This window comes from Streptomyces sp. NPDC096324 (assembly GCF_044763015.1).
Lineage (GTDB): Bacteria > Actinomycetota > Actinomycetes > Streptomycetales > Streptomycetaceae > Streptomyces.
In genome coordinates this window covers 24758-47912 of sequence record NZ_JBIWFK010000023.1, presented here as the reverse complement: position 1 = coordinate 47912, position 23155 = coordinate 24758, and the positions used below count along the sequence as shown (strand labels likewise).

21 protein-coding genes are annotated in these 23155 nt (G+C 70.9%); 12 read left to right on the top strand and 9 right to left on the bottom strand.

All coding sequences use genetic code 11. The annotated features are described in order from the left end of the window. Window positions 1-285: 285 nt before the first annotated feature. A complete protein-coding gene (locus ACIQ7M_RS38295; RefSeq protein ID WP_403653066.1) occupies window positions 286-1023 on the top strand; it encodes an SDR family NAD(P)-dependent oxidoreductase in 738 nt (245 codons plus the stop codon). Window positions 1024-1224: 201 nt separating this feature from the next. Here the strand turns inward: ACIQ7M_RS38295 and ACIQ7M_RS38290 are convergent, their stop codons facing one another. Continuing rightward, window positions 1225-1662, bottom strand: coding sequence for a hypothetical protein (locus tag ACIQ7M_RS38290; protein WP_019061278.1), 438 nt, complete (start codon window positions 1660-1662; stop codon window positions 1225-1227). A gap of 583 nt (window positions 1663-2245) precedes the next feature. Here ACIQ7M_RS38290 and hemL point away from each other — a divergent pair. From hemL to ccsB, 7 genes are all read left to right on the top strand, one after another. Next, window positions 2246-3562, top strand: a complete 1317-nt coding sequence (gene hemL / locus ACIQ7M_RS38285; protein ID WP_355762483.1) for a glutamate-1-semialdehyde 2,1-aminomutase — start codon at window positions 2246-2248, stop codon at window positions 3560-3562. Continuing rightward, complete coding sequence (locus ACIQ7M_RS38280) at window positions 3559-4260, top strand: histidine phosphatase family protein (RefSeq protein ID WP_403653061.1); 702 nt, start codon at window positions 3559-3561, stop codon at window positions 4258-4260. Before hemL ends, ACIQ7M_RS38280 begins: the two co-directional genes overlap by 4 nt. A 203-nt stretch (window positions 4261-4463) precedes the next feature. Further along, window positions 4464-5726: a hypothetical protein gene (locus tag ACIQ7M_RS38275; protein ID WP_386978805.1), complete on the top strand. Its 1263-nt coding sequence runs from the start codon at window positions 4464-4466 to the stop codon at window positions 5724-5726. Between the two features lie 66 nt (window positions 5727-5792). Then, window positions 5793-6410, top strand: a complete 618-nt coding sequence (locus ACIQ7M_RS38270) for a TlpA family protein disulfide reductase (RefSeq protein WP_403653058.1) — start codon at window positions 5793-5795, stop codon at window positions 6408-6410. A 50-nt stretch (window positions 6411-6460) separates the two neighbouring features. Continuing rightward, window positions 6461-7198 (top strand): cytochrome c biogenesis CcdA family protein, encoded by a 738-nt coding sequence (locus ACIQ7M_RS38265; RefSeq protein ID WP_403653167.1) that lies wholly within the window; start codon window positions 6461-6463, stop codon window positions 7196-7198. A 3-nt stretch (window positions 7199-7201) separates the two neighbouring features. After that, complete coding sequence (locus ACIQ7M_RS38260) at window positions 7202-9040, top strand: cytochrome c biogenesis protein ResB (RefSeq protein WP_403653055.1); 1839 nt, start codon at window positions 7202-7204, stop codon at window positions 9038-9040. After that, window positions 9037-10158: a c-type cytochrome biogenesis protein CcsB gene (gene ccsB, locus ACIQ7M_RS38255; RefSeq protein WP_403653052.1), complete on the top strand. Its 1122-nt coding sequence runs from the start codon at window positions 9037-9039 to the stop codon at window positions 10156-10158. Before ACIQ7M_RS38260 ends, ccsB begins: the two co-directional genes overlap by 4 nt. Before the next feature lie 20 nt (window positions 10159-10178). On the opposite strand, the gene ACIQ7M_RS38250 is transcribed toward ccsB, so the two are convergent. The 6 genes from ACIQ7M_RS38250 to ACIQ7M_RS38225 form a co-directional block, all read right to left on the bottom strand. Continuing rightward, on the bottom strand, window positions 10179-11723 hold the full coding sequence (locus ACIQ7M_RS38250; protein WP_403653049.1) for an ABC transporter substrate-binding protein: 1545 nt from the start codon (window positions 11721-11723) through the stop codon (window positions 10179-10181). After that, on the bottom strand, window positions 11723-13843 hold the full coding sequence (locus ACIQ7M_RS38245; protein WP_403653046.1) for a hypothetical protein: 2121 nt from the start codon (window positions 13841-13843) through the stop codon (window positions 11723-11725). The genes ACIQ7M_RS38250 and ACIQ7M_RS38245 overlap by 1 nt, the downstream gene beginning before the upstream one ends. Before the next feature lie 136 nt (window positions 13844-13979). Next, window positions 13980-15047 carry an isopenicillin N synthase family dioxygenase gene (locus ACIQ7M_RS38240; RefSeq protein ID WP_403653044.1) on the bottom strand — a complete coding sequence of 356 codons (1068 nt, stop codon included), beginning with the start codon at window positions 15045-15047 and terminating at the stop codon, window positions 13980-13982. Continuing rightward, window positions 15040-15498, bottom strand: a complete 459-nt coding sequence (locus ACIQ7M_RS38235) for a nucleoside deaminase (protein ID WP_403653042.1) — start codon at window positions 15496-15498, stop codon at window positions 15040-15042. Before ACIQ7M_RS38235 ends, ACIQ7M_RS38240 begins: the two co-directional genes overlap by 8 nt. Before the next feature lie 75 nt (window positions 15499-15573). Next, window positions 15574-16251 (bottom strand): class I SAM-dependent DNA methyltransferase, encoded by a 678-nt coding sequence (locus tag ACIQ7M_RS38230; protein WP_403653039.1) that lies wholly within the window; start codon window positions 16249-16251, stop codon window positions 15574-15576. Window positions 16252-16290: 39 nt separating this feature from the next. Continuing rightward, entirely contained in the window at window positions 16291-17274 is a 984-nt protein-coding gene (locus tag ACIQ7M_RS38225; RefSeq protein WP_403653036.1) for a zinc-binding alcohol dehydrogenase family protein, read from the bottom strand. A 93-nt stretch (window positions 17275-17367) separates the two neighbouring features. Here ACIQ7M_RS38225 and ACIQ7M_RS38220 point away from each other — a divergent pair, with 93 nt between their 5' ends. Beyond that, window positions 17368-17721: an ArsR/SmtB family transcription factor gene (locus ACIQ7M_RS38220; protein WP_403653033.1), complete on the top strand. Its 354-nt coding sequence runs from the start codon at window positions 17368-17370 to the stop codon at window positions 17719-17721. Between the two features lie 78 nt (window positions 17722-17799). Here the strand turns inward: ACIQ7M_RS38220 and ACIQ7M_RS38215 are convergent, their stop codons facing one another. Continuing rightward, window positions 17800-19257: an MFS transporter gene (locus ACIQ7M_RS38215; RefSeq protein ID WP_403653030.1), complete on the bottom strand. Its 1458-nt coding sequence runs from the start codon at window positions 19255-19257 to the stop codon at window positions 17800-17802. A 179-nt stretch (window positions 19258-19436) separates the two neighbouring features. Here ACIQ7M_RS38215 and ACIQ7M_RS38210 point away from each other — a divergent pair, with 179 nt between their 5' ends. Then, window positions 19437-20084 (top strand): helix-turn-helix domain-containing protein, encoded by a 648-nt coding sequence (locus ACIQ7M_RS38210; protein ID WP_355762585.1) that lies wholly within the window; start codon window positions 19437-19439, stop codon window positions 20082-20084. A gap of 206 nt (window positions 20085-20290) precedes the next feature. Here the strand turns inward: ACIQ7M_RS38210 and ACIQ7M_RS38205 are convergent, their stop codons facing one another. Further along, window positions 20291-20689 (bottom strand): PLD nuclease N-terminal domain-containing protein, encoded by a 399-nt coding sequence (locus ACIQ7M_RS38205; RefSeq protein WP_355762526.1) that lies wholly within the window; start codon window positions 20687-20689, stop codon window positions 20291-20293. Window positions 20690-20778: 89 nt separating this feature from the next. Here ACIQ7M_RS38205 and ACIQ7M_RS38200 point away from each other — a divergent pair, with 89 nt between their 5' ends. Then, a complete protein-coding gene (locus ACIQ7M_RS38200) occupies window positions 20779-22230 on the top strand; it encodes a menaquinone biosynthesis decarboxylase (protein ID WP_355762529.1) in 1452 nt (483 codons plus the stop codon). Next, a complete protein-coding gene (mqnP, locus tag ACIQ7M_RS38195; protein ID WP_355762531.1) occupies window positions 22227-23129 on the top strand; it encodes a menaquinone biosynthesis prenyltransferase MqnP in 903 nt (300 codons plus the stop codon). Before ACIQ7M_RS38200 ends, mqnP begins: the two co-directional genes overlap by 4 nt. Window positions 23130-23155: the final 26 nt, after the last annotated feature.

The window sequence follows — 23155 nt, the reverse complement described above, 5'->3', positions numbered from 1 at the left end:
ACCCTTTCTGACCTGCTGATTCATCGTGCCCGCCCGGGGTGGCGCCGCCCTGAGCGGCACTTCTCATATGACCCGATCGGCGGCGACACGTCTGCTGCGCCCGGATGGGCCGTGCGGGGCCCTCACCGTCAGATCCCTTTGTCCTGACGGCTCTTGTTCCGGCGCGGCCGTGGGAGATCCCTGGGTGAGTCATGTCCGGGCGCCGCTCCGAGGAGGGCGCGGGAGAAGCGGGAGCGGCAGCCTCTGCCGTCACACTGATGGTTCAAGTCGTGAGGAGGGGTGATCATGCGCGAGGGGCCGAGAATCACGGTGGTGACCGGCGGCAGCCGCGGGATCGGCGCCGCGGTCTGCCGGCGGCTGGCCCTGGAGGGCCATGACGTCGTCATCGGCTACCGGTCCGACCGCGCGGCCGCGCGGAAGGTGGCGGAGGCCGTCACGGACGCGGGCCGGCGCTGTCTCGCGGTGGCCGTCGACACCTCCGACCCCGTGGCGGTCGACGGGCTCTTCGACGCGGTGATCGCCGAACTCGGTCCGGTCACCGGGCTGGTGAACAACGCGGGCGTCAGCGGGCCCAACGGACCGCTGGCCGACGCCGACCCCGACGGCATGCGGGACGCCCTCGCGGTCAACGTCCTCGGCTATCTGCTCTGCGCGCGCCGTGCCGTACGGGAGATGACCGCGTCCGGCGGGGGTGCGATCGTCAACATCTCGTCGGCCGCGGCCACCCTCGGAAGTCCGGGGCAGTACGTCCACTACGCGGCGGCGAAGGCGGCCGTCGACGCCCTGACCGTGGGCCTGTCCAAGGAGGTGGCGGCCGACGGCATCCGGGTGAACGGTGTCGCCCCGGGGACGGTCTGGACCGACTTCCACGAGGACCCGCAGCGTCCGGCCCGGGTGGCGGCCGTCATCCCCATGGGCCGGGCAGGCAGGCCGGAGGAGATCTCCGGCGCGGTGGCCTGGCTCCTGTCGGACGACGCCTCGTACACGACGGGGGCGGTCCTGCGGGTCGCGGGAGGGCTGTAGCCGGCGGTCTCCGGTGGTCCGCGCCTCGGACCGGTGATCGTCGGCGACCGCCCCGGCCAGGAGGGTCGGTCGTCCTCGGGCGGGAGGGTCGGTCGTACCCGGTCGGGAGAGGCGACCGTCCCCGGTCGGGAGAGGCGACCGTCCCCGGGCATGAGAAAGGCGGGGTCCGGGAACCCCGCCCGCTGCCTCAGGACCCCGGGATCAGGGCCACACCAGGCAGTACGGCTGATGCCCCGCCTCGTGCAGGCGGTGGGAGAAGTCCTGCCACTCGTGCAGGAGCTGGTAGACGTTGAACGCGTCGCGCGGGCCGCCGCGGTCCGGGACGGTGGACCAGATGAAGGCGGCCGCGCCCACGGCCTCCTCGCCTATGCCGCGCAGCGGGTCGACGACGGTCATCGGGAGTTTGACGACGGCGTAGTCGGGGTGCAGGACGACGAGCTCCAGCGGCGGCACCTTGTTCAGGGGGACGCCTTCTATGCCGGTGAGGACCATCGCGGCCATCGTCTCCGGCTTGATCTTGGTGAACATGCCGTTCATGCCGAGTTCGTCGCCGCCGAGTTCCTCGGGGCGCATCGAGATCGGGACCCTGGCGGCCGTGGCGCCGTCCGGCGCGCCGAAATATTTGTACGTCACCCCCACTCGGCCACCATTCCCGCTCTCCGCCCGCAGTCGTTCGACCGCGCGATCGATCCGCTCGTCGGGCTCACCCTGCGAGCCCTGTATCTGGCCGGCTCTGCCGGCCGCCGCTTCTTCCGCCTCACGTCGGTGTTTCCCCCGCCGGGCACGCCGAGGGTTGAGGTCATCGGTCCCCTCGCCCAGTCCGCCACCGCGATGCATATCTCCACCCGACTGCTTTTCTAAGTCGCGCGACCCCCGCCACGCAACCCGATCATCGTGACAGTGACCTCCCCCACGGTCGCACGGCGAAACGTACGCCGAAACACCTGTCCGCGGGATCTTCGCGGCCCCTGAACACCATGGTTCATGTGAGCTGTCCGTTCGTGCTCCCAGTTTCGCAGATGGCCGGGGGAAGGGACCCGGTTGTCGTCCCGGGCTCCGTCACACCGGCCCGGCGATGGCCGGGATCTTTCCTCTGTGGAGCCGTACGTCGGGCCGGGGCCGTCCGTTCACGGCGCCCCGCTCTTCCCCTCGCGGCCCACCGGGCCCCCTGGCCTACCCTGAGGAGGTCACTAGCCCCCCGGAGTCGGAGACGTCGCAGGTCATGACCGAACTGCCTTATCCCTACGAAGCCCCAGCCTCGCAGTCGCTGTTCGACCGCGCGGCGGCCGTCACACCAGGTGGCGTGAATTCTCCGGTGCGCGCCTTCCGTGCCGTGGGCGGTACGCCCCGGTTCATGGTGTCCGGTACCGGTCCCTATCTGACCGACGCCGACGGCCGTGAGTACGTCGACCTCGTCTGTTCCTGGGGTCCGATGATCCTCGGGCACTCCCGTCCCGAGGTCGTCGCCGCCGCTCAGGAGGCCGTCGCGCGCGGTACCTCCTTCGGCACGCCCGGTGAGGGAGAGGTGGTCCTCGCCGAGGAGATCGTCGCCCGTGTCGAGCCCGTCGAGCAGGTCCGGCTCGTCTCCAGCGGCACCGAGGCGACCATGTCGGCCATCCGGCTCGCCCGCGGGTTCACCCGGCGCACGAAGGTGATCAAGTTCGCCGGCTGCTACCACGGCCATGTCGACTCGCTGCTGGCCGCGGCGGGCAGCGGGGTCGCGACCTTCGCGCTGCCCGACACACCCGGCGTGACCGGCGCCCAGGCCGCCGACACCATCGTCCTGCCCTACAACGATCTCGAAGCCGTGCAGGCCGCGTTCCACGCGCACCCCGGCGAGATCGCCTGTGTGATCACCGAGGCCTCGCCCGGCAACATGGGTGTGGTGCCGCCCGCGCGCGGCTTCAACCAGGGCCTCAAGGACGCCTGCGCGAAGAACGGCGCCCTGTTCATCTCCGACGAGGTCATGACCGGCTTCCGCACGAGCCGGGCCGGCTGGTACGGGATCGACGGCGTGCGTCCCGACCTGATGACCTTCGGCAAGGTGATGGGCGGTGGCTTCCCGGCCGCCGCGTTCGGTGGCCGCGCGGACGTGATGGCGCACCTCGCGCCGGCCGGGCCGGTGTACCAGGCGGGCACGCTCTCGGGCAATCCCGTCGCCACCGCCGCAGGCCTCGCGCAGCTCCGCCTGCTCGACCAGGCCGCGTACGACACGATCGACGCGGTGTCGGAGCGGATCCGGACGCTGGTGACCGAGGCGCTCACCAAGGAGGGTGTGACCCACCGTCTGCAGAGCGCCTCCAACATGTTCTCCGTCTTCTTCACGGGACGCGAGGTGCGCGACTACGAGGACGCGAAGGCGCAGGAGTCCTTCCGCTACACCGCGTTCTTCCACTCGATGCTGGCGCAGGGCGTCTACCTGCCGCCGTCCTCCTTCGAGTCGTGGTTCGTGTCGACGGCCCATGACGACCGGGCGGTTCAGAGGATCGCCGACGCCCTTCCGGCGGCGGCACGGGCAGCGGCGGAGGCCACGGCATGAGCGAGACCACCGGCAAGAACGGTGCGGACGACATCACCGTCGTCCATCTGATGCGGCACGGCGAGGTCGCCAACCCGGAGGGGGTGCTCTACGGGCGGCTGCCCGGGTACCACCTGTCCGAGCTGGGCCGGCAGATGGCCGACCGGGTGGCCGAGCACCTCAGCACGCGCGATGTCACGCATGTCGTGGCCTCGCCGCTGGAGCGGGCGCAGGAGACGGCGACTCCGATCGCGAAGGCCCACGGGCTCGACCTGGCGTCGGACGGGCGGCTCATCGAGGCCGACAACGTCTTCCAGGGCAAGACCTTCGGTGTCGGGGACGGCGCGCTGCGGCGGCCGGAGAACTGGAAGCATCTCGTCAACCCCTTCAAGCCGTCGTGGGGCGAGCCGTACGTGGACCAGGTCGTCCGCATGATGGGTGCGCTGGACGCCGCCAAGGACGCCGCGCGCGGCCACGAGGCGGTGCTGGTGAGTCATCAGCTGCCGATCTGGATCGTCCGCAGCTACGCGGAGAAGCGGCGGCTGTGGCACGACCCGCGCAAGCGGCAGTGCACCCTGGCCTCGCTGACGACGTTCACCTACCGCGGCGACAAGATCGTGTCCGTGGGCTACACCGAGCCCGCGCGCGATCTGGTTCCGGCTCACCTCCTGGCGGGCGCCAAGCCGGTGCCGGGCAAGAGCAAGGCGTTCGGGGCCTGATGTCGGATTCCTGATGCCTCATGCCGGATGCCCGGGGCCGGTGTTCGGGCCGACGGGCCCCGCCGAAACCCGGGCCGAATGGGCGCATCTTCGTAAAATCATATAAATCACCGCGCGTTTATCGGAACCTCGGACTTCATCGTGCCCTCTCATGGGATGCCAGCTGAGAGCCAGCTGAGAGGGTGCGATGAAAAGAGGTCCGTATGCGGGACGTCAGCCGAAGGGGAATGATCGGCCTCGGTGCGGGTGCGGCGACCGCGCTCGGACTCGCCGCGTGCGGCACCACCTCGGGCAAGGACGCCACGAGGCATCCCGACGCCTCCGCCACGGCGGGCACCGGCCGGCCCGGCGCCCCGAAGAAGCCGGCCGCGCGCCTCATCGGTGACGGCTCCACCGCCTACACCGGCAAGCAGCCGCGCCAGCCCCAGGCCCCCGTGCCGCTGGAGCCCGGCGAGACCCCGCCGCAGTTCGTGGTCTTCTCCTGGGACGGGGCCGGAGAGGTCGGCACCGGCCTCTTCGACCGCTTCCTCCAGCTCGCCCGGGAGAACGAGGCGCACATGACGTTCTTCCTCTCCGGCCTGTATCTGCTGCCCGAGTCGAAGAAGCGCCTCTACGACCCACCGAACAACCCCCGCGGCGCCTCGGACATCGGCTACCTGAGCGACGAACACGTCCGCTCCACCCTCAAGCTGGTCCGTCAGGCCTGGCTCGACGGCCACGAGATCGGCACCCACTTCAACGGCCACTTCTGCGGCGGCTCCGGCTCGGTCGGCAACTGGACGCCCCGGCAGTGGACCAGCGAGATCGAGCAGGCCAAGTCCTTCGTCACCGAGTGGCGCACCAACACGGGCTGGACCGACCTGCCCCCGCTGCCCTTCGACTACGAGAAGGAGCTCATCGGCGCCCGCACCCCGTGCCTGCTCGGCCAGAACAACCTGCTCCCCGCCGTCAAGGAGCTCGGCTGGCGCTACGACGCCTCCTCGCCCGGCGGCGTCCAGCGCTGGCCGCAGAAGAAGGAAGGCTTGTGGGACCTGCCCCTCCAGGCGATGCCCTTCCCCGGGCACCGCTTCGAGGTCCTCTCGATGGACTACAACATCCTCGCCAACCAGTCGGTCGCCACCACCCGGGCGCCCTCGTACAACTACCCGGGCTGGCGCACCCAGGCGTCCGCGTCCTATGTGGCGGGGTTCAAGCGGGCGTACGAGACGAACCGCGCGCCCTTCTTCATCGGCAACCACTTCGAGGAGTGGAACGGCGGCATCTACATGGACGCCGTCGAACACGTCTTCACGCACATCGCCCAGCAGAAGCAGAAGGGCGGTGACGTGCGCATGGTCTCCTTCCGGCAGTTCGTGGACTGGCTCGACGTCCAGCGGCCCGAGGTGCTGGCGAAACTCCAGGCGATGGACGTGGCCGAGGAGCCCTCCGGAGGCTGGCACCGCTACCTCCGGGGACAGGCCGCCTGAAATGCGGGTTTCCGCCCGCAAGGGGGGTGCGGAAGATCCCCGAAACGGGCATGCGAAACTTTTCACATGAGTGCCGCCTGCCGCGCAGACCAGCGCCCGAACCGCCCCCGCGCCGCCCTGTACGCCGCGGGGGCCGCCGTCGCCGCGCTCGTGCTGTCCGCGTGCGGATCCGGCGGCACCTCCGGCGGCGCGGGCAACAGCAACTACGTCTTGGGCAAGGACGGCATCTCCACCGTCGCCGAGGGGTCCAGGGACACCGCCCCTGACCTCTCCGGCAAGACCGTCGACGGCAAGCAGCTCGATGTCGCCGACTACAAGGGCAAGGTCATCGTCCTCAACGTGTGGGGCTCCTGGTGCCCCCCGTGCCGCGCCGAGACCCCGAACCTCGTCAAGGTCGCGAAGGAGACCGCCGCGCAGGGCGTACAGTTCGTCGGCATCAACACCCGTGACCCCAGCACCTCCCTGGCCAAGGCCTTCGAGGAGCAGCAGGGCGTCCCGTACCCCAGCCTGTACGACCCGACGGGCAAGCTGATGCTCCGTTTCAAGAAGGGCACGCTCAACCCGCAGACGATCCCCTCCACGATCATCATCGACCGGAACGGGAAGATCGCGGCCCGCACGCTCCAGGCGCTCAGCGAGGACAACCTCCACGAGATGCTCGACCCCGTTCTCGCGGAGAAGTGACCGACGTGTCCCTGCTCCAGACGACCACGAACCTCGCCGCCGTCAGCGGCATGAACACCACGGTCTACAGCGGCGCCCTGCTGCTCGCGCTGCCCATCGCCGTGCTCGGCGGGCTCGTCTCCTTCTTCTCGCCGTGCGTCCTGCCGCTCGTACCCGGCTACCTGTCCTACGTCACCGGGGTCAGCGGCACGGATCTGGCGGAGGCCCGACGGGGACGGATGGTGGCCGGGGCCAGTCTGTTCGTGCTCGGGTTCACCGCCGTGTTCGTCTCCGGCGGAGCGCTGTTCGGATTCTTCGGCTCGACGCTGCACGCGTACAACGACACCCTCAGCAAGGTCCTCGGCGCGCTGATGATCGCGATGGGTGTCTTCTTCATGGGGCTGATGCCCTGGCTGACCCAGCGCGAGTTCCGCTTCCACCGGCGCCCGGTGACCGGGCTCGCGGGGGCGCCGATACTGGGCGCGCTCTTCGGCATCGGCTGGACGCCGTGCCTGGGCCCGACGCTCACCGCCGTCAACACGCTCTCCATGCAGCAGGCGAGCGCCGGACGCGGGGCCATACTGACCGTCGCCTACTGCCTCGGCCTCGGACTGCCCTTCGTCCTCACGGCGGTCGCCTTCCGCAAGGCGCTCGGCGCGTTCGGCTGGGTGAAGCGTCACTACGCGTGGGTGATGCGGATCGGCGGCGGAATGATGATCGTGACCGGCCTTCTCCTGCTCACCGGTGCCTGGGACGGCATCGTGCAGCAGATGCAGAGCTGGTCCGACGGCTTCACGGTAGGGATCTGACCCATGAGCAGCACTGACACCGGCAAGACGCCCGAGTCCGCCGCGACCCCGGAGGACGACGGCACTCCCGATCCGGTGAGCGCGAAACGGCACGTCGGCGTGGCCGCCGACGGCGAGCTCGGCGCGGCGGGATCCCAGCTCTCCACCGCGCCCGTCGAGACGGCGATGCCCGGATCCTTCGGCGGCGCGCGCACTCCCGGCGCCCGGGGATGGATCGCCTGGACCGGCCGTGAGACCACCGGCTGGGTCCGCTGGATCTGGCGCCAGCTCACGTCGATGCGGGTCGCGCTGATCCTGCTCTTCCTGCTGTCGCTCGGCGCCATCCCCGGATCGCTGATCCCGCAGTCCGGCACCGACGCCGCGAAGGTACAGGCGTTCAAGGACGCGCACAGTGTGCTCGGTCCGCTCTACGACCAGCTCGGGCTGTTCCACGTCTACGGCTCGGTGTGGTTCTCCTCGATCTACATCCTGCTGTTCGTCTCGCTCATCGGCTGCATCGTGCCCCGCACCTGGCAGTTCGTCGGACAGCTCCGCGGCCGTCCGCCGGGCGCCCCCCGGCGGCTGACCCGGCTGCCCGCGTACACGACCTGGCGCACCGCCGCGGACCCCGAGCAGGTCCGCGAGATCGCGCTCGAGGTGCTCAAGCGCAAGCGGTTCCGGGCGCACGTCGACAAGGACGCCGTCGCCGCCGAGAAGGGCTACCTCCGCGAGACCGGCAACCTGCTCTTCCACATCGCGCTGATCGTGATGCTCGTCGCCTTCGCCTGGGGCCAGCTCTTCAAGTCCGAGGGCGACAAGCTGATCGTCGAGGGCGACGGCTTCTCCAACACGCTGCTGTCCTACGACGACTTCAAGTCCGGCAACCTCTTCAGCACCGACGACCTGACACCGTTCAGCTTCGACCTGAAGAACTTCACCGGCACCTACGAGCGGACCGGCCCCAACAAGGGCACGCCCCGCACGTACCAGGCGGCCCTCACCTACAGCGAGGGTGCCTACGGCAAGGAGCGCAAGACGATCGTCAAGGTCAACGAACCGCTCGTGATCGGCGACACGAAGGTCTATCTGACCGCCCACGGCTATGCGCCCACCGTGACCGTCCGCGACGGCAAGGGCAACGTCGTCTTCCACAACGCCGTGCCGCTGCTGCCGCTGGACTCCAACGTCACCTCGCAGGGCGCCGTCAAGGTCATGGACGGCTACAAGAACGCGCAGGGCAAGAGCGAACAGCTCGGCTTCTCCGCGTTCTTCGTGCCGACCTTCGCCGGGGCGGGCAAGGGCGACATGTTCTCCCAGTTCCCCGCGCTGGACTATCCCGTGCTCGCGCTGAGCGGCTTCCACGGCAGCCTCGGGGTCGACGCGGGTCTCCCGCAGAACGTTTACCAGCTCGACCCGGCCCACATGAAGCAGTTCAAGGACGCCAAGGGCGAGATCGTCAAGGCGCGGCTGCGGCCCGGCGAGACGATGACGCTGCCGGACGGCGCCGGTTCGATCACCTTCGACAAGGACATCAAGGAGTGGGCGAACTTCCAGGTCACCCAGCAGCCCGGCAGTGACTGGGCGCTGGCCGGGGCGTTCACCGCGATCCTCGGACTCGCCGGATCGCTGTTCATCCAGCGCCGCCGTGTCTGGGTGCGGGCGACCACCGGCGACGACGGTGTCACCGTCGTCGAGATGGCCGGGCTCGGCCGCAGCGAGTCCGCGAAACTGCCCGAGGAGCTCGGCGACCTGGCCGCGCTCGTGCACGAACAGGCACCCACCAAGTCCGACGAAGACGCGGCACCCACCGACGCCGACGCCGAACCCCCCGTACCCGCCGCTGAAGGGGCCGAGAAGCAGTGACGCTCGCCACCGCACACGACCTGGGCGCCGTGACCGAACTGGCCACCGCGACCAACGAACACCTCGCCAACATCAGCAACACGCTGATCTACTCCGCGATGGCCGTCTACACCCTGGCCTTCTTCGCCTTCATCGCCGAATGGCTCTTCGGCAGCCGCAGCAAGGTCGCCCGCACCGCCAGCGCGCTCACCGCGAACGGCGCGCAGGCGGCCGCGGCGGCCCCCGGGGTCACCGTGCGGAAGGCCGGCGGCACCACCGTGCTGGAGCGACCGAAGGTCGTCACCCGGTCCGCGGCCGGCGCGCGGGACGTGCCCGACGGGCCCGGCGCGCACGGTGGGGACGAACAGGGCGACCTCTACGGCCGGATCGCCGTGTCCCTCAGCGTCCTGGCGTGGGGTGTCGAGGCGGCGGGTGTGCTCGCCCGCGCCCTGTCGGTGCGGCGGGCCCCCTGGGGCAACATGTACGAGTTCAACATCACCTTCTCCACCGTCGCCGTCGGGGTCTTCCTCGTCCTGCTCGCGCTGAAGAAGAACGTCCGCTGGCTCGGCCTCCCGCTGATCACCACGGTCCTGCTCGACCTCGGTCTCGCGGTCACCGTCCTGTACACCGCGAGCGACCAGCTCGTCCCCGCGCTGCACTCGTACTGGCTGTACATCCACGTCTCGACCGCGATCCTGTGCGGCGCCGTCTTCTACGTGGGCGCCGTCGGCACGATCCTGTACCTCTTCAAGGACTCGTACGAGAACAAGCTCGTGAACGGCGGGCAGCCCGGCAGCTTCGCCACCTCCGTCATGGAGCGGCTGCCCTCCGCGGCCTCGCTCGACAAGTTCTCCTACCGCGTCAACGCGGCCGTCTTCCCGCTGTGGACCTTCACGATCATCGCGGGCGCGATCTGGGCGGGCGACGCCTGGGGCCGCTACTGGGGCTGGGACCCGAAGGAGACCTGGGCGTTCATCACCTGGGTCGCCTACGCCTGCCACCTGCACGCGCGCGCCACGGCCGGCTGGAAGGGCCGCAAGGCCGCCTACATCGCCCTGATCGCCTTCGGCTGCTGGCTGTTCAACTACTACGGCGTCAACATCTTCGTCGGCGGCAAGCACTCCTACGCGGGCGTCTGACCCGCCCGCACACGAACGCCTCAGGACGGCGGCAGGCACTGGGCCGCCGGTGGTCTGCCGTCCGGCCAGGCGATCCGCACGAAGCGGGCCCGGCTGTCGTGGGTCAGTTCCACGATCGGCACGGCCTTGTCGTACGGGTTCCCGTGGGCGTCCAGACAGATCCACCCGCTCGCCCCGTTCACCCGGAGCTGCGCGCCCTTCACCTGGGGCCACTGGAGGCCGACGTCCGCGAGCGCGGGGATCCGCCCGGTCGGCGAGGCCCCGCGGATACCACGCACGGCGAGCCGCATGGCGTCGTACGCGATGATCAACTGCCCGTCGTCGAGGGACACCCGGCCGATGGGCCCGACCGGTTCGCGCGCGGCGTCGGCCAGCAGCCGCCGGAGCACCTTCGCGTCGGCCGCGCTGCCACCGGTCCGCGCGCCGTCCTCCATCCAGGCGTCGGGATGGGCGAGGGCCGTGTAGCGCACGGTCAGCAGCGGGTCCTTCAGGGCGGCCGGGTCGAGGTCCTCGTCGCCCGCGAGGTACGAGCCCTCGTCGCCGGTGAGCACGGTGAAGCGGCGGTCGGAGCAGCCCCGGGTGCCCAGCGCGTTGATGAACTGCCGCAACTGGGTGTGCCGGCCGGCGAACAGGACGGTGTTCGTGGTCTTCGGCGTGTTGCACAGGATGGTGGCGATCTGCGCGAAGACGTTGGCGGTGCTTCCCTCCTTGCTGCGGTCGGCGGGCGGCGTGAACGGCTGGGCCTCGTAGCGCGCGCCCTTCAGCATCTTCTCGAACGACGCCTGGAGCGTGCGCGTGTACGGGTCGCCGGTCCGGTCGTAGACGAGGAAGGCGTTGGCCGCCGACACCTTGGCGAAGGAGGCGAGTGCGCGCGCCTCGTCGGTGTTGGTGGGGGAGACGCGGGCGAGCCCCGGGAAGGGGTCCTTGCCGTCCTGTCCGTTGGCGAGGCTGTCGGCGGTGATCGAACTCCCTATCACCGGGATGCCCCGCCCGGTGAGCGCGGCGACCGCCTTCTTGTTGTTGTCGGTGCTCACCCCGACTCCGGTCACCGCGCGCAGCCGGTCGGGGGCCCTGGTCATCCGGTCGAGCTGGTCGACGGTGTGACGCCAGGAGGCCCCGGTGGCACCGGGGTTGGCGAGCACGAGGCGGATCTTCGGCTTCAGTCCGGTCGTGTCGTGGTTGGCCTGGTACTGCGCCAGGTAGGCGCCCTGGAGCTCGTGAAGGACGTCGGCGAGGTTGTCGGCGTCGGTCGCGGTGAAGGGTTCGAGCAGGGCGACGGTGACGTAACTGCCGGGCTTCAGGCGGTGGTTCTCGCGGTTGATGGCCCGTACGGTCTCGGCGAAGCGCGCCCGCCCGAAGGCGTACGCCGTCGAGGAGACGCCCACGCATTCGTCGGCGTCCTTCGGCTGGACGACTCCCGGCGCGCACGAGCGGTCCACCCTGGCCGCCGTCATGCCGCCCCATGCGCCGAGGCCCACGAGGGCGGCGGCGAGCGTCAGCGCGACATACCTGCGGAAACGAATCTCCCAGACGTCCTCGCGCAGCCAGACCCATAAGCGCGCCATCATCGTCCTCCGTCCTCGTCGTCCGGGACGCGCAGCGGCCGGCCCGCCAGGGCGTCCGGGGGCCACTCCCGCGAGGCCCGCCACAGCAGGGCGTTTCCCGCGGGCCGCAGGTTCGAGAGCTGTTCCAGTTCGAAGCGCAGCCGCTCGGCCACCCGCGGGTCCGGCAGCACCAGGGGGTCGGTGAGCTGCCACACCGCGTGCAGCAACCGCCGTACGCGCAGGTGCAGTACGGCGTCCACGCCGTCCGGCGGCCGGTGCGTGGCGTCCGTGCGGCCGAGGGCGACGGAGGCGCGGTGGTCGGGGCCCTCGAAGTCGCGGCCGTCCGGATCGTGGGCGTGGAAGTAGGGCGCGGAGGCGATGAACAGCAGCGCGGACAGCCAGTCTCGGGTGTCGGAGCCGCGGAAGCTGTCGCGCAGGTGCGCGACCGCGAAGTCGGCCTTCCCCAGGGCGAGTTCGTGGTGCAGCCGGTAGCGGTCGCTGTCGGCCGGGGAGGTCTCGGCCAGGTCCTGGTAGTGGTCGACGAGGGCGCGGTGCACCGCCCGCCACCGTTCGTGGCCGGTGTCGTCGTGGTGCAGCCTGAGCAGGAGGAGGGCGCGCAGGAAGGGATCGCCGACGAACTGTCCGGCCGCCGTCGTCCAGCCCTCCGACGCGAGCCGTTCCTCCAGGTCCAGGACGCCGGACGCGCCGAAGTCCTCCGGCAGCCGCGACTGGGCGAGCGAGCACGCCGAGTCGCGGTCGTGGGCCGCGGCCAGCACGGTCAGCTCGTCGAGCCGGCCGCCGGGGACGAGCCGGCCGAGGAGTTCCTGATAGGCGGGGCGGCCCGCCTGGTCCTCGTGCGGGGCGATGTCGGCGGTGAGCAACGTGCCGAGCGAGTCGGCCCCTTCGGGCAGGTTCTGCCGGACCGAGGTGGCCAGCAGGGTGATGCCGAGCGGGCTGCCTCCGGTCAGCCTGTGCGTGGCGTGCGGGAGTTGGGCCGGCACGACGGCCGGGGCGGCGGGACCGGCGCCGGGGCCGCCCGGCGCGGTGTCCATGATGTGCAGGGTGTCGTCGGGGGTCAGTGGCGGCAGCGGGACGAGCAGGGCCCGCGAGGACGGGGAGGCGCCGGGCCGCCAGTCGGTGCCGCGGGCCGTCTCGGGCAGCGCGAGGCGGCCCGCGTTGCGCAGTGCCGGATGCGCGTAGCCCCGTAGCGCGGCGAAGAACACGGCCTGGTCCTTGATGCCGTCGGCGCGGTCGCGCAGCACCGGCTCCAGGAGTCCGAGGCCCGCGGGCTCCTGGACGTTGTCGATGAGCAGGACCGGGCGTCCCCGCCGGTGGGAGCGCTGGACGACGCCCGAGTAGGCGTCGTCGAGGTCGGCCAGCAGGGCCCGTACGAGATGGCGTTCGGCATGTCGGCGGGAGTCGCCGCCCGCCCGGAAGTGGCGGGAGAGCAGGATCAGCGCGAGCTTGGGGCTGCCGCCCGCGTTCGGGTAGTCGCGGTACCAGGTCGCGGCTCTGCGCAGCCGGCGGTGGGCCGGGGAGACGCCTTCCGCGAAGGCCTCCAGGGTGGCCTCGATGATGGGTTCCACCACCGGCCCGGTGCCGCTCATCGACGCGACGAGCTTGGAGATCACCTTGCTCACCCAGCGCCCCGCGAATCCCGACAGCCAGGACTCGGTCTCGCTCAGCAGCAGGATGCGCTCCGCCTCCTGCCGGATGCGGGGCACGTCGCGGTCGCTCCAGCCGCCCGCCGCCACGGCCAGCAGCCCGGACGACAGCCGGGGGAAGCCGATCCGTCCGGCGCCCTTGACCGGTTCGGCGAGCTGTTCGGCGGCCGTGGTGAGCGCCTGCCCCACCGGGGACCAGGACTCGGCCGGGCGGTCCGGGGGCGGCGCGCCGAACTGCCGTTCCTCGCCGTCGATCAGGGCGACGGGCGTGTGTCCGCGGTAGGCCTCGCGCAGGGCGAGGAGGACGGCGGTCTTGCCCAGTCCGCGGCCGCCCGCGAAGACCACGAAGGGCGGTTCCCCGGGGTGTTCGTACGGTGTGGCGCGGAGCTGGTACGGACGCAGGCCGACCAGTCGTGATGCGAGTCCGGGCGGATCGGTGTCGAAGAGCGCCCCCCGGCCGTGCAGCCCTGTGTGCACCGCATCTCCCCCTGGTCCGCGGTCCGGTCCATTCCGTTTGTGCTGCTGTGAGGTGTATCAACAACAGTTTAAGAAGGGGGAGTTGGTTCGGGATAGGGCGCCCGATGTCTGTTCAATTACGAAAACGTTCGGCCGTTCAACCGACAGTGATCGAATCGAGCTTCTCGCGCAGATAGGTGTGGGAGTCCACCGGTGCGTACACGACGCGGCCGGCGGGGGCGGGCACCGACTCGACCAGCGTTCCGGGTGTGCACTCGCCGAAGTACACGAGCGAGATCAGCTCCTCGGCGGGTGCGTCGGCCGGTGGCGGCAGCACGCGGTGCCGTCCCGAACGCCATCGGTCGCCGGTCCAACGGGCCATGAGGTCACCGATGTTGATCGTCAACGCCGCCGGGTCGAACGGCGCGTCCCGCCAGCCGTCCGTGTCCGTGAACACCTGGAGCCCGCCCTTGCCCGCCTGCCGGTCGAGGATGGTGACGGTGCCGAAGTCGGTGTGCGGGCCGATGCGGAACTGGCCGGGGCGCGCCTCGCCGACGACCTCCGTGCCCGGATACCAGTTGATGTTGAAGCCGTACGTCGGATGGTCCATGTGGCGGGTGAAGAAGTCAGGTTCGAGGCCGAGCGCCCGGCCGAGCAGTTCGAGGAGCAGGTTCTCCAGCCTGGCCATCTCCGCCAGGTACTCCTCGCAGAGCGCCCGCAGCTCCGGGGCCTCGGCGGGCCAGACGTTCGGCGCGTACCACCGCGCGTTGGTCTCCGGGTCCTCGAACGGCTCGTGCGTCGCGAACGTCAGCGACTCCTTGAGGTCCGGCGGGGTCTCGGTGCCCTCCGCGTAGCCGTTGGCCTCGGCACCGGGCCCGAGCCAGCCGCGCCCGCCGACCCGGGCCGCGTACGGCTGCTTGACCGCGGCGGGCAGCAGGAAGAAGGCACGGGCCGACTCCCGCAGGCGGCGGCGCAGCTCCGGATCCACGCCGTGCCCGGTGACGAGCAGGAAGCCGGCCGTGCGCAGGGCGTCGTCGACGGTGCGGGCGAGCGCGGCACGGGCGTCACGGTCCCCGGAGAGCCAGGGCCCCAGGTCGACGGTGGGGACGCCGGAGCATGCCGGACGCGGGGAGCCGGCGGTGGTGTCGGGGGAGCCGGACGTCTTCGGGGGCGCGGGTCGGGCGGTGCCGGTCGCCGTCCCTGGGGTGTTCGCCGCGTCATTCACCGATGTCCTCGTTCCACAGGGCCGGGTTCTTCTCGATGAAGTCGCGCATCAGCGCGGTGCACTCGGGATCGTCGAGCAGCACGATCTGCACGCCGTGCTCGGCGAGCCACTCGTGGCCCCCGTGGAAGGTGGCCGCCTCGCCGACGACCACCCGGGAGATCCCGAACTGCCGGACGAGCCCGCTGCAGTACCAGCACGGGGACAGCGTGGTCACCATGGTCGTACCGCGGTACGTCCGCTGCCGTCCCGCGTCGCGGAAGGCGGCCGTCTCGCCGTGCGCCGAGGGGTCGCCGTCCTGGACGCGGCGGTTGTGCCCGCGGCCGAGCAGGGTGCCGTCCGCGCCGTACAGCGCGGCCCCGATGGGGATACCGCCCTGCGCGAGCCCGGCCCGCGCCTCCTCCAGAGCCGTCGCGAGCCACGCGCGGGCCTGTGCCTGATCGATGCGCTCCATGACTCCACTGTCCCCCGGGCCCCCCTCTCCCGTCGCCGGAACACGAGGGTGATCCGGGGGGTGCTCACCGGGCGGTCACGGAGGTGAGGGGATCTCCGGTCCTGCGGGCCAGGACGAAGGCCTGCGGGCCAGGACGAAGGCCTGCGGGGTGGCCTCGTGGGGGTCGGCCTCGCGGACGAGACGGGCGACCTCGGTCAGGCCGGCCGCCCGCAGGAGCCCGGCGACGCGCTCGGGCGGGAAGCGGTGGACGTCGAGGTCCACGTCGTGGCCGTACGCGTGCTCCAGACGGACCTGCTCGTCGCCTGCCTTGAAGGCGATGAGCAGATGGCCGTCGGGGGCGAGGACCCGGTGGAACTCGGCGAACAGCACGGGCAGTTCGTCGATCGGCGTGTGCACGGTGGAGTACCAGGCGAGTGCTCCGGCGAGACCGGCGTCGGGGAGGTCCAGGGCCGTCATCGTGCCCACCTCGAACCGCAGCCGGGGATACGTCCGGCGCGCCACATCCACCATCCCCGGCGACAGGTCGATCCCGAACGCGTCGAGCCCGAGCCGCTCCAGATGGACGGTCACCCGGCCTGGCCCGCAGCCGAGATCCGCCACGGCCCCGCCCCCGCCGGCCTGCACCCGCTCGGCGAACGCCGCCAGCATCGCCATGTCCAGCGGTTTCCGGTCCAGTTCGTCCCTGAGCAGGTCCGCGTAGTCGGCGGCCACGGTGTCGTAGGAGGCGCGGGTGGCGTTGAGGCGAGTCGTCATGGCGGTGCAGGGTAGGGCAGGGATCTGACAGACGGGGCCCTACAGCCCGGAAGCCGCCACGCGTAGGAGCAGCTTTCCCGTGCTCGTTCGGGAACCCATCAGGGTGTGGGCCTCCGCGGCCGACTCCAGGGGGAATTCCGCCGTCACCGGCAGGGTCACCGTGCCGTCGGCCACCGTCGCGAACGCGCGGGAGGCGATGGCGCGGAGGGTGGCCGGGGCCGTCGCGGCCAGGCCGAGGATCGAGAATCCGGAGACCGACAGGCCGGTCGGATAGAGCTCCGGCTGGCCCACCGTCCAGGGTTCCGCCGAGCTCGCGTTGCCGAAGGAGACCAGCCGGCCGAAGGGGGCGAGGGAGGCGAGGCCGCCGCGGAGGGTCTCGCCGCCCACCGGGTCCAGGGCCAGGTCCACCCCGCGGCCGGCGGTCGCCGCGCGCACCTCGTCCCGGAAGGACCCCACGAACACCTCGTCGTAGCCGTTGCCGAGGGCGTACGCGGCCTTCGGCGCGCTGGACACCACGCCGTACACCGCGCCGGCCCCGGCCGCCTTCGCGAGCTGGCCGAGCACCGTGCCCACCCCGCCCGCCGCGCCCTGCGCGAGGACGGTCTCGCCGGGCTGGAGCCGGCCCACCGTGTGCAGCAGCGCGTACGCGGTGGGCAGGACGGTGGGGAGCGTGGCGCCGGTGCGCAGGTCGACGCCGTCGGGAAGCGGGAAGACCGTCACGGCGTCGGCCACGGTCACCTCCGCGTACGCCCCGCCCTCCGTCAGCGCCGCGACCTCCTGGCCCACCCGCAGTCCCGTGACGTCCGGGCCGAGTGCCCGGACGCGGCCCGAGACCTCGAGTCCGGGCACGAAGGGGAGGCCGGGGACACGGTAGCCCTCCGACCTCGCCTTGAGGTCGGCGAAGTTCACGCCCGCGTAGACCACGTCGATGCTCACCTGCCCCGGGCCCGGATCGGGGACCTTCGCCTCGGTGACCCGCAGGACCTCGGGACCGCCGTACTCCTGGAATTCGACCGCACGCATGGCACACCCCTGGTTGACGCTCAACTGTTCAATGAAAAGCGAACACTCTGGAGTGTATGGTTTTCATCGAACACTCGGCAAGCGGATCAGGGAATGGACGGGGAGGCCGGCGTGGCGGAACGCGGCAGTCATCGGGCGGCGCCCGAGCACACCCACCCCGACGAGGTCCCCGTGCCGGCCGCCCTCGCCGCCCTCGCCGATCCCGTGCGCATCCAGCTCGTCAGGGAGCTGGCGGGCTCCGCGGAGTGGAGCCGCGGTTGCGGCGGCTTCGACGTGCCCGTCGGCAAAGCGGCCCTCAGTCATCACTTCGCCGTGTTGCGCGGCGCCGGTCTCGTCGAGCAGCGCGACGAGGGCTCCAGGCGGGTCAACCGGCTGCGCCGGGCGGAGTTCGACGCCCGCTTCCCGGGCCTCCTCGCCCTCGTCCTGCGCGAGGAGCCGGACCGCTGAGCGGTCTCGCCGGGGCCCCGGCGGTGCCGTGGTGGCACCCGGCGACCCCGACTCGGACATCTCAGGGGCTCGGCCGTCTCAGGCCGGCTCTTCGGTGGCGTGGGAGTCGGTGAGGGTGAGTGCTCCGCCGGCCGCGATCAGGCCGACGACCACCGCCAGCACGGCGTAGGTGATCCGCTCGGCGTGGAAGAACGACGCCACCAGGGAGTCGCCCCAGGTGCCCGCGGGCAGTTGGGTGGTGACCAGCGCGGCGATGAGGGTGCCGACCACGGCGGTGCCGATGCTGGTGCCGACCTCCTGGGCGGTGTCGTTGAGCGCCGTGCCGATCGACGTGCGGTTGCCCGGCATCGCGTCGACGAGCGCGATGGCGCAGATCGTCATGACGGTGCGCAGTCCGACGGTCATCACGACCATGCAGACCGCGATCGCGCCGTAGCCGTGGTCGACGCCCCAGGACAGGCCGGCCAGTGAGACGGCCAGGCAGGCCGCGCCGACCAGGCAGGCGATGCGGTGGCCGAACCTTCCCGCGAGCCACTCGGACAGGGGAGTCGCGACGATCATGGTCACGATGATCGGCAGGTTCGCCAGGCCGGCCCGTACGGGGCTCCACCCGTAGGCGTACTGGAAGTGGAGGATCAGCCCGAACATCACGGCGGCCATGGCGATGGCCGTGCCGATCTGCGCGATGGCGGCGCCGCGGACGGTGCCGTCGGAGAAGAGGCGGAGGTCCAGCATCGGCGACGCGCTGCGGCGCTCGTGCCACACGAACGCGATCCCCGCGATGACGGCACCGAGGACCGAGGCGAGTGTGCTCGTGGAGAGCCATCCGTGCTCGACGCCGCTGGTCAGCGAGTAGCAGGCGAGGCCGATCGTGGTGACGCTCAAGCCGGCGCCGGGAAGGTCGAGCTTGTCGTGGGTCAGGTCCTGCGGTCGGTCGGCCGGGACGCCGAGGCGGACGCCGATGGCCGCGATCAGCGCGATCGGGGCGTTGACGACCAGGAGCCACTGCCACTGGAAGTGGGCCAGGGCGGTGCCGCCCAGCAGTGGGCCGAGGACGAAGCCGGACATGCCGACGACGATCATCAAGGTCATCGCGCGCATGCGCAGCGCCTTGTCGTCGAACAGCCGGAAGACCAGCGAGTTGGTGATGGGGGCCATCGCCGCCGCGGCGATGCCGAGGCCGGCCCGCAGGGTGATGAGCTGCCCCGCGGTGGTGACCGCGACGACGGCCAGGCTCAGCAGGCCGAACACCGCCAGGCCGACGAGCAGCACACGTCGGCGCCCGAGCCGGTCGGCCATCGATCCCGCCGTCAGCAGCAGGCCGCCGAACGTCAGCGAGTAGCCGCCGGTGACCCACTGCAGCGCGGTCGTGCTGCTGTCGAGATCCCGGCCGATCGTGGGCAGCGCGATCGAGAGCAGGGTGTTGTCGACCATCTCGACGAAGAAGGCCAGGCAGAGCGCGGCCAGGGGTATCCATGCCGCGCGCAGGGACGGATAGGTGCGCGATGCGGCGGGCGCTGGGGCGGTCGTGGTCATGGCGGGCCTCCTCTCGGGACGCCGTCGACTATGGAACGGCGTTCGACTATGGAACGGTGTTCCACGATAGAACGCAGTTCGATAGATACGCAAGCTGTGATTGGATGGATGTCATGACAGGCCCGCGAACACGACCCGCCGATCGCCCTTCCCGAGGGCGCCGGCGGGCCTCGCACTCCATCGAGGCCGTTCTCGGCGCGGCGGTGGCCCTCCTCGACGAGGCGGGCGAGCAGGCGTTGACCCTTCGTGCCCTCGCGACCCGGCTCGGCACGGGCGTCGGCAGCATCTACTGGTACGTCTCGGGCAAGGACGACCTGCTCGACCGCGCCATCGACCACGTGCTCGGCGGGGTGCTGACCGCGATCGAAGGACAGACCGCCGGCGACGACCCGATCGACGACGTGCGCGTGATGGCCGTGACGCTGTTCGACGCGATCGTGGACCGGCCGTGGCTGGGCGCGCACTTCATGCGCCGCACCGACGTCCAGGGCAATTCGTTGCGGCTCTACGAGAAGCTGGGGCAGCAGACCCTGCGGCTCGACCTCACGCCGCTCCAGCGGTTCCACGCCGTGTCGGCGATCGTGGGCGTCGTCGTCGGCAACGCCGCCGAGATGGGGCAGGAGCCGCCCCCGGAGGTGCTCGACGGCGTCATGGACCGCGACGAGTTCCTCGGCCGCTACACCGAGACCTGGCGTGCGCTCGACTCGAAGGAGTTCCCGTTCGTGCACGAGATCGTCGAGGAGTTCGACGGGCACGACGACAAGGAGCAGTTCCTCGCCGCGCTGGACCTGACCCTGGCGGGCCTCCGCCTCCAGGCCGGGGCCTGACGCCGTCCGTCAGCGACCGTCGGCGGTGCCGACGGGGGTGTCGGAGGGACGCCCCGGCGCACCGTGGCCCGGCAGCGGGAGCCGCTACGGCCTTCGGGGCACTACCTCCACCACCGCGGTCGAGAACAAGGGCGAAGCCCGGCTCGCCGCCGCCATGATGCTCTCCGGGATCCTCGGCGTCCTCGTCGTCGAGTCCGGGCTCCGCGTCAGGACTCCTCGTCGGACCTGCTCTGCTCCTCGCGGCGCTTCAGTTCCTCCTCGCGGCGGCGCAGGTCGGCCTCCCAGTCCTTGAGCAGGGACTCGTCCTTGCGGTTCTCGGCCTTGAGGGACTTCAGGAACTCGGGGTTGTCGTCGGGTGCGACGAACGCCGTCCGGTGGTTGCGGTGCCACTCGGAGGGCGTGGAGCCGCCCGCGGGACCCCGGCGGTTGCGGCCCGCGACCAGCCAGGCGACCGGACCGACCAGCACCTCGCCGAAGAGCAGGATGATGATCACCCAGATCACCTTGGGCAGGCCCTTGACCTCCTCCTCCGGCGTGTTCAGGCAGTCGATGAAGGCGTAGATCCACAGCGCCAGGACCAGCAGGAAGGGCAGATACCTGAGCATGGCCGAACGATCCCCCAGTGAGCGACGGCGGGGCGGCACGGGCCCCCCGGTGACGGGCACAGATTAGCGGGTGGCCGATACTTGGACACATGGCTTACGACGATCTTCGCTCCCTGCTCAGGGCGCTGGAGCGCGAGGGAGACCTCAAGCGCATCAAGGCCGAGGTGGATCCGTACCTGGAGGTCGGGGAGATCGTCGACCGGGTACAGAAGTCCGGCGGCCCCGCGCTCCTCTTCGAGAACGTGCGCGGGTCGGCGATGCCGCTCGCGATGAACGTGTTCGGCACCGACCGCCGCCTGCTGAAGGCCCTCGGGCTGAAGTCGTACGGCGAGATCTCCGAGAAGATCGGCGGACTGCTCAAGCCTGAGCTGCCGCAGGGCTTCATGGGCGTGCGGGAGGCCTTCGGGAAGCTCGGCGCGATGGCGCACGTACCGCCGAAGAAGGTCAAGGACGCGCCGGTGCAGGAAGTGGTGCTGCGGGGCGAGGACGTCGATCTCGACGCGCTGCCCGCGCTGTTCACCTGGCCCGACGACGGCGGCTCCTTCTTCAACCTCGGGCTCACCCACACCAAGGACCCCGAGTCCGGCATCCGCAACCTCGGTCTCTACCGGCTCCAGCGGCACGACAAGCGCACCATCGGCATGCACTGGCAGATCCACAAGGACAGCCGGAACCACTACCAGGTCGCGGCCCGCAGGGGCGAGCGGCTGCCCGTGGCGATCGCCTTCGGCTGCCCGCCCGCCGTCACGTACGCCTCCACCGCCCCGCTGCCGGGTGACATCGACGAGTACCTCTTCGCCGGGTTCCTCCAGGGCAAGCGGATCGAGATGGTGGACTGCAAGACCGTTCCCCTCCAGGTGCCCGCGAACGCCGAGGTCGTCCTGGAGGGCTGGCTGGAGCCGGGCGAGATGCTGCCCGAGGGGCCGTTCGGCGACCACACCGGGTTCTACACCCCGCAGGAGCCGTTCCCGGCCCTGACCATCGACTGCGTCACGATGCGCAAGCGGCCGCTGCTCCAGTCCATCGTGGTGGGCCGGCCCCCCACGGAGGACGGTCCCCTCGGCCGGGCGACGGAGCGGTTCTTCCTCCCGCTGCTGAAGATCATCGTCCCGGACATCGTGGACTACCACCTGCCGGAGGCGGGTGGTTTCCACAACTGCGCGATCGTCTCGATCGACAAGAAGTACCCGAAGCACGCCCAGAAGGTGATGCACGCGGTCTGGGGGGCACACATGATGTCCCTGACGAAGCTCATCGTGGTCGTCGACGCGGACTGCGACGTCCACGATCTGCACGAGGTGGCCTGGCGCGCGCTCGGCAACACGGACTACGGACGTGACCTCACCGTCGTCGAAGGCCCGGTCGATCACCTCGACCACGCCTCCTACCAGCAGTTCTGGGGCGGCAAGGCGGGCATCGACGCGACGAAGAAGTGGCCCGAGGAGGGCTACACCCGGGACGGCGGCTGGCCCGAGATGGTGCTGTCCGACCCGCAGACGGCGGCGAAGGTCGACCGCCGTTGGAAGGAGTACGGGCTGTGAGTTCAGCTTCCGCGGCGCTTCCGCAGCCGGGCCGCACCAAGGCGTTCCTGCGCCTCGTCATGATCGAGCACTCGGTGTTCGCGCTGCCGTTCGCGTACATCGCGGCGCTCACCGCGATGTTCGAGGTCGACAAGAACATCCACTGGGCCAAACTGCTCCTGGTCACCGTCGCGATGGTGGGCCTGCGCACCTTCGCCATGGCAGCGAACCGGATCATCGACCGCGAGATCGACGCCCGTAATCCCCGTACGGCCCATCGTGAACTGGTCACCGGCGCGATGACCGTGAAGCACGCCTGGACGGGGGCGCTGGTCGCCCTGGTCGTGTTCCTCGGCGCCGCCGCCCTGCTCAACCCGCTGTGCCTGGCGCTGGCGCCCATCGCGGTCATCCCGATGGTCGTCTACCCGTACGGCAAGCGGTTCACGAACTTCCCGCAGGCCATCCTCGGTCTCGCCCAGGCGATGGGCCCGGTCGGCGCCTGGATCGCCGTCACCGGCACCTGGTCCTGGGACGCGGTCGTCCTCGGCCTCGCGGTCGGTGTCTGGATCGGCGGCTTCGACCTGATCTACGCCTGCCAGGACGTCGAGACCGACCGCGAGATCGGTGTGATGTCCGTGCCGGCCCGGTTCGGCATCCCGGCCGCGATCCGGGGCGCGCGGGTCTGTCACGCCGTGACGACGGCGCTCTTCGTCTGGTACGGCGTCACCACCGGCGCCGGTGCCTTCTTCTGGCTGGGCCTCGTGATCGTCGCGGGCGCGTTCCTCTACGAGCACTCCATCGTGAAGCCGCACGACCTGAGCCGGCTGAACCGGGCGTTCTTCCAGGTCAACGGCTTCATCGGGATCGCCCTGTTCGTGTGCGCCCTGCTCGACCTGCTGGTGCGCGGGCTGACGGTCTGACCATGGCCGGTGGCCGGATAGGCTCG

Coding starts and splice junctions, on each gene's coding strand:
- ACIQ7M_RS38295 (WP_403653066.1), top strand. CDS start 286: ATGCGCGAGGGGCCGAGAATCACGGTGGTGACCGGCGGCAGCCGCGGG.
- hemL (WP_355762483.1), top strand. CDS start 2,246: ATGACCGAACTGCCTTATCCCTACGAAGCCCCAGCCTCGCAGTCGCTG.
- ACIQ7M_RS38280 (WP_403653061.1), top strand. CDS start 3,559: ATGAGCGAGACCACCGGCAAGAACGGTGCGGACGACATCACCGTCGTC.
- ACIQ7M_RS38275 (WP_386978805.1), top strand. CDS start 4,464: ATGCGGGACGTCAGCCGAAGGGGAATGATCGGCCTCGGTGCGGGTGCG.
- ACIQ7M_RS38270 (WP_403653058.1), top strand. CDS start 5,793: ATGAGTGCCGCCTGCCGCGCAGACCAGCGCCCGAACCGCCCCCGCGCC.
- ACIQ7M_RS38265 (WP_403653167.1), top strand. CDS start 6,461: ATGAACACCACGGTCTACAGCGGCGCCCTGCTGCTCGCGCTGCCCATC.
- ACIQ7M_RS38260 (WP_403653055.1), top strand. CDS start 7,202: ATGAGCAGCACTGACACCGGCAAGACGCCCGAGTCCGCCGCGACCCCG.
- ACIQ7M_RS38250 (WP_403653049.1), bottom strand. CDS start 11,723: ATGGCGCGCTTATGGGTCTGGCTGCGCGAGGACGTCTGGGAGATTCGT.
- ACIQ7M_RS38235 (WP_403653042.1), bottom strand. CDS start 15,498: ATGGAGCGCATCGATCAGGCACAGGCCCGCGCGTGGCTCGCGACGGCT.
- ACIQ7M_RS38230 (WP_403653039.1), bottom strand. CDS start 16,251: ATGACGACTCGCCTCAACGCCACCCGCGCCTCCTACGACACCGTGGCC.
- ACIQ7M_RS38225 (WP_403653036.1), bottom strand. CDS start 17,274: ATGCGTGCGGTCGAATTCCAGGAGTACGGCGGTCCCGAGGTCCTGCGG.
- ACIQ7M_RS38220 (WP_403653033.1), top strand. CDS start 17,368: ATGGACGGGGAGGCCGGCGTGGCGGAACGCGGCAGTCATCGGGCGGCG.
- ACIQ7M_RS38215 (WP_403653030.1), bottom strand. CDS start 19,257: ATGACCACGACCGCCCCAGCGCCCGCCGCATCGCGCACCTATCCGTCC.
- ACIQ7M_RS38205 (WP_355762526.1), bottom strand. CDS start 20,689: ATGCTCAGGTATCTGCCCTTCCTGCTGGTCCTGGCGCTGTGGATCTAC.
- ACIQ7M_RS38200 (WP_355762529.1), top strand. CDS start 20,779: ATGGCTTACGACGATCTTCGCTCCCTGCTCAGGGCGCTGGAGCGCGAG.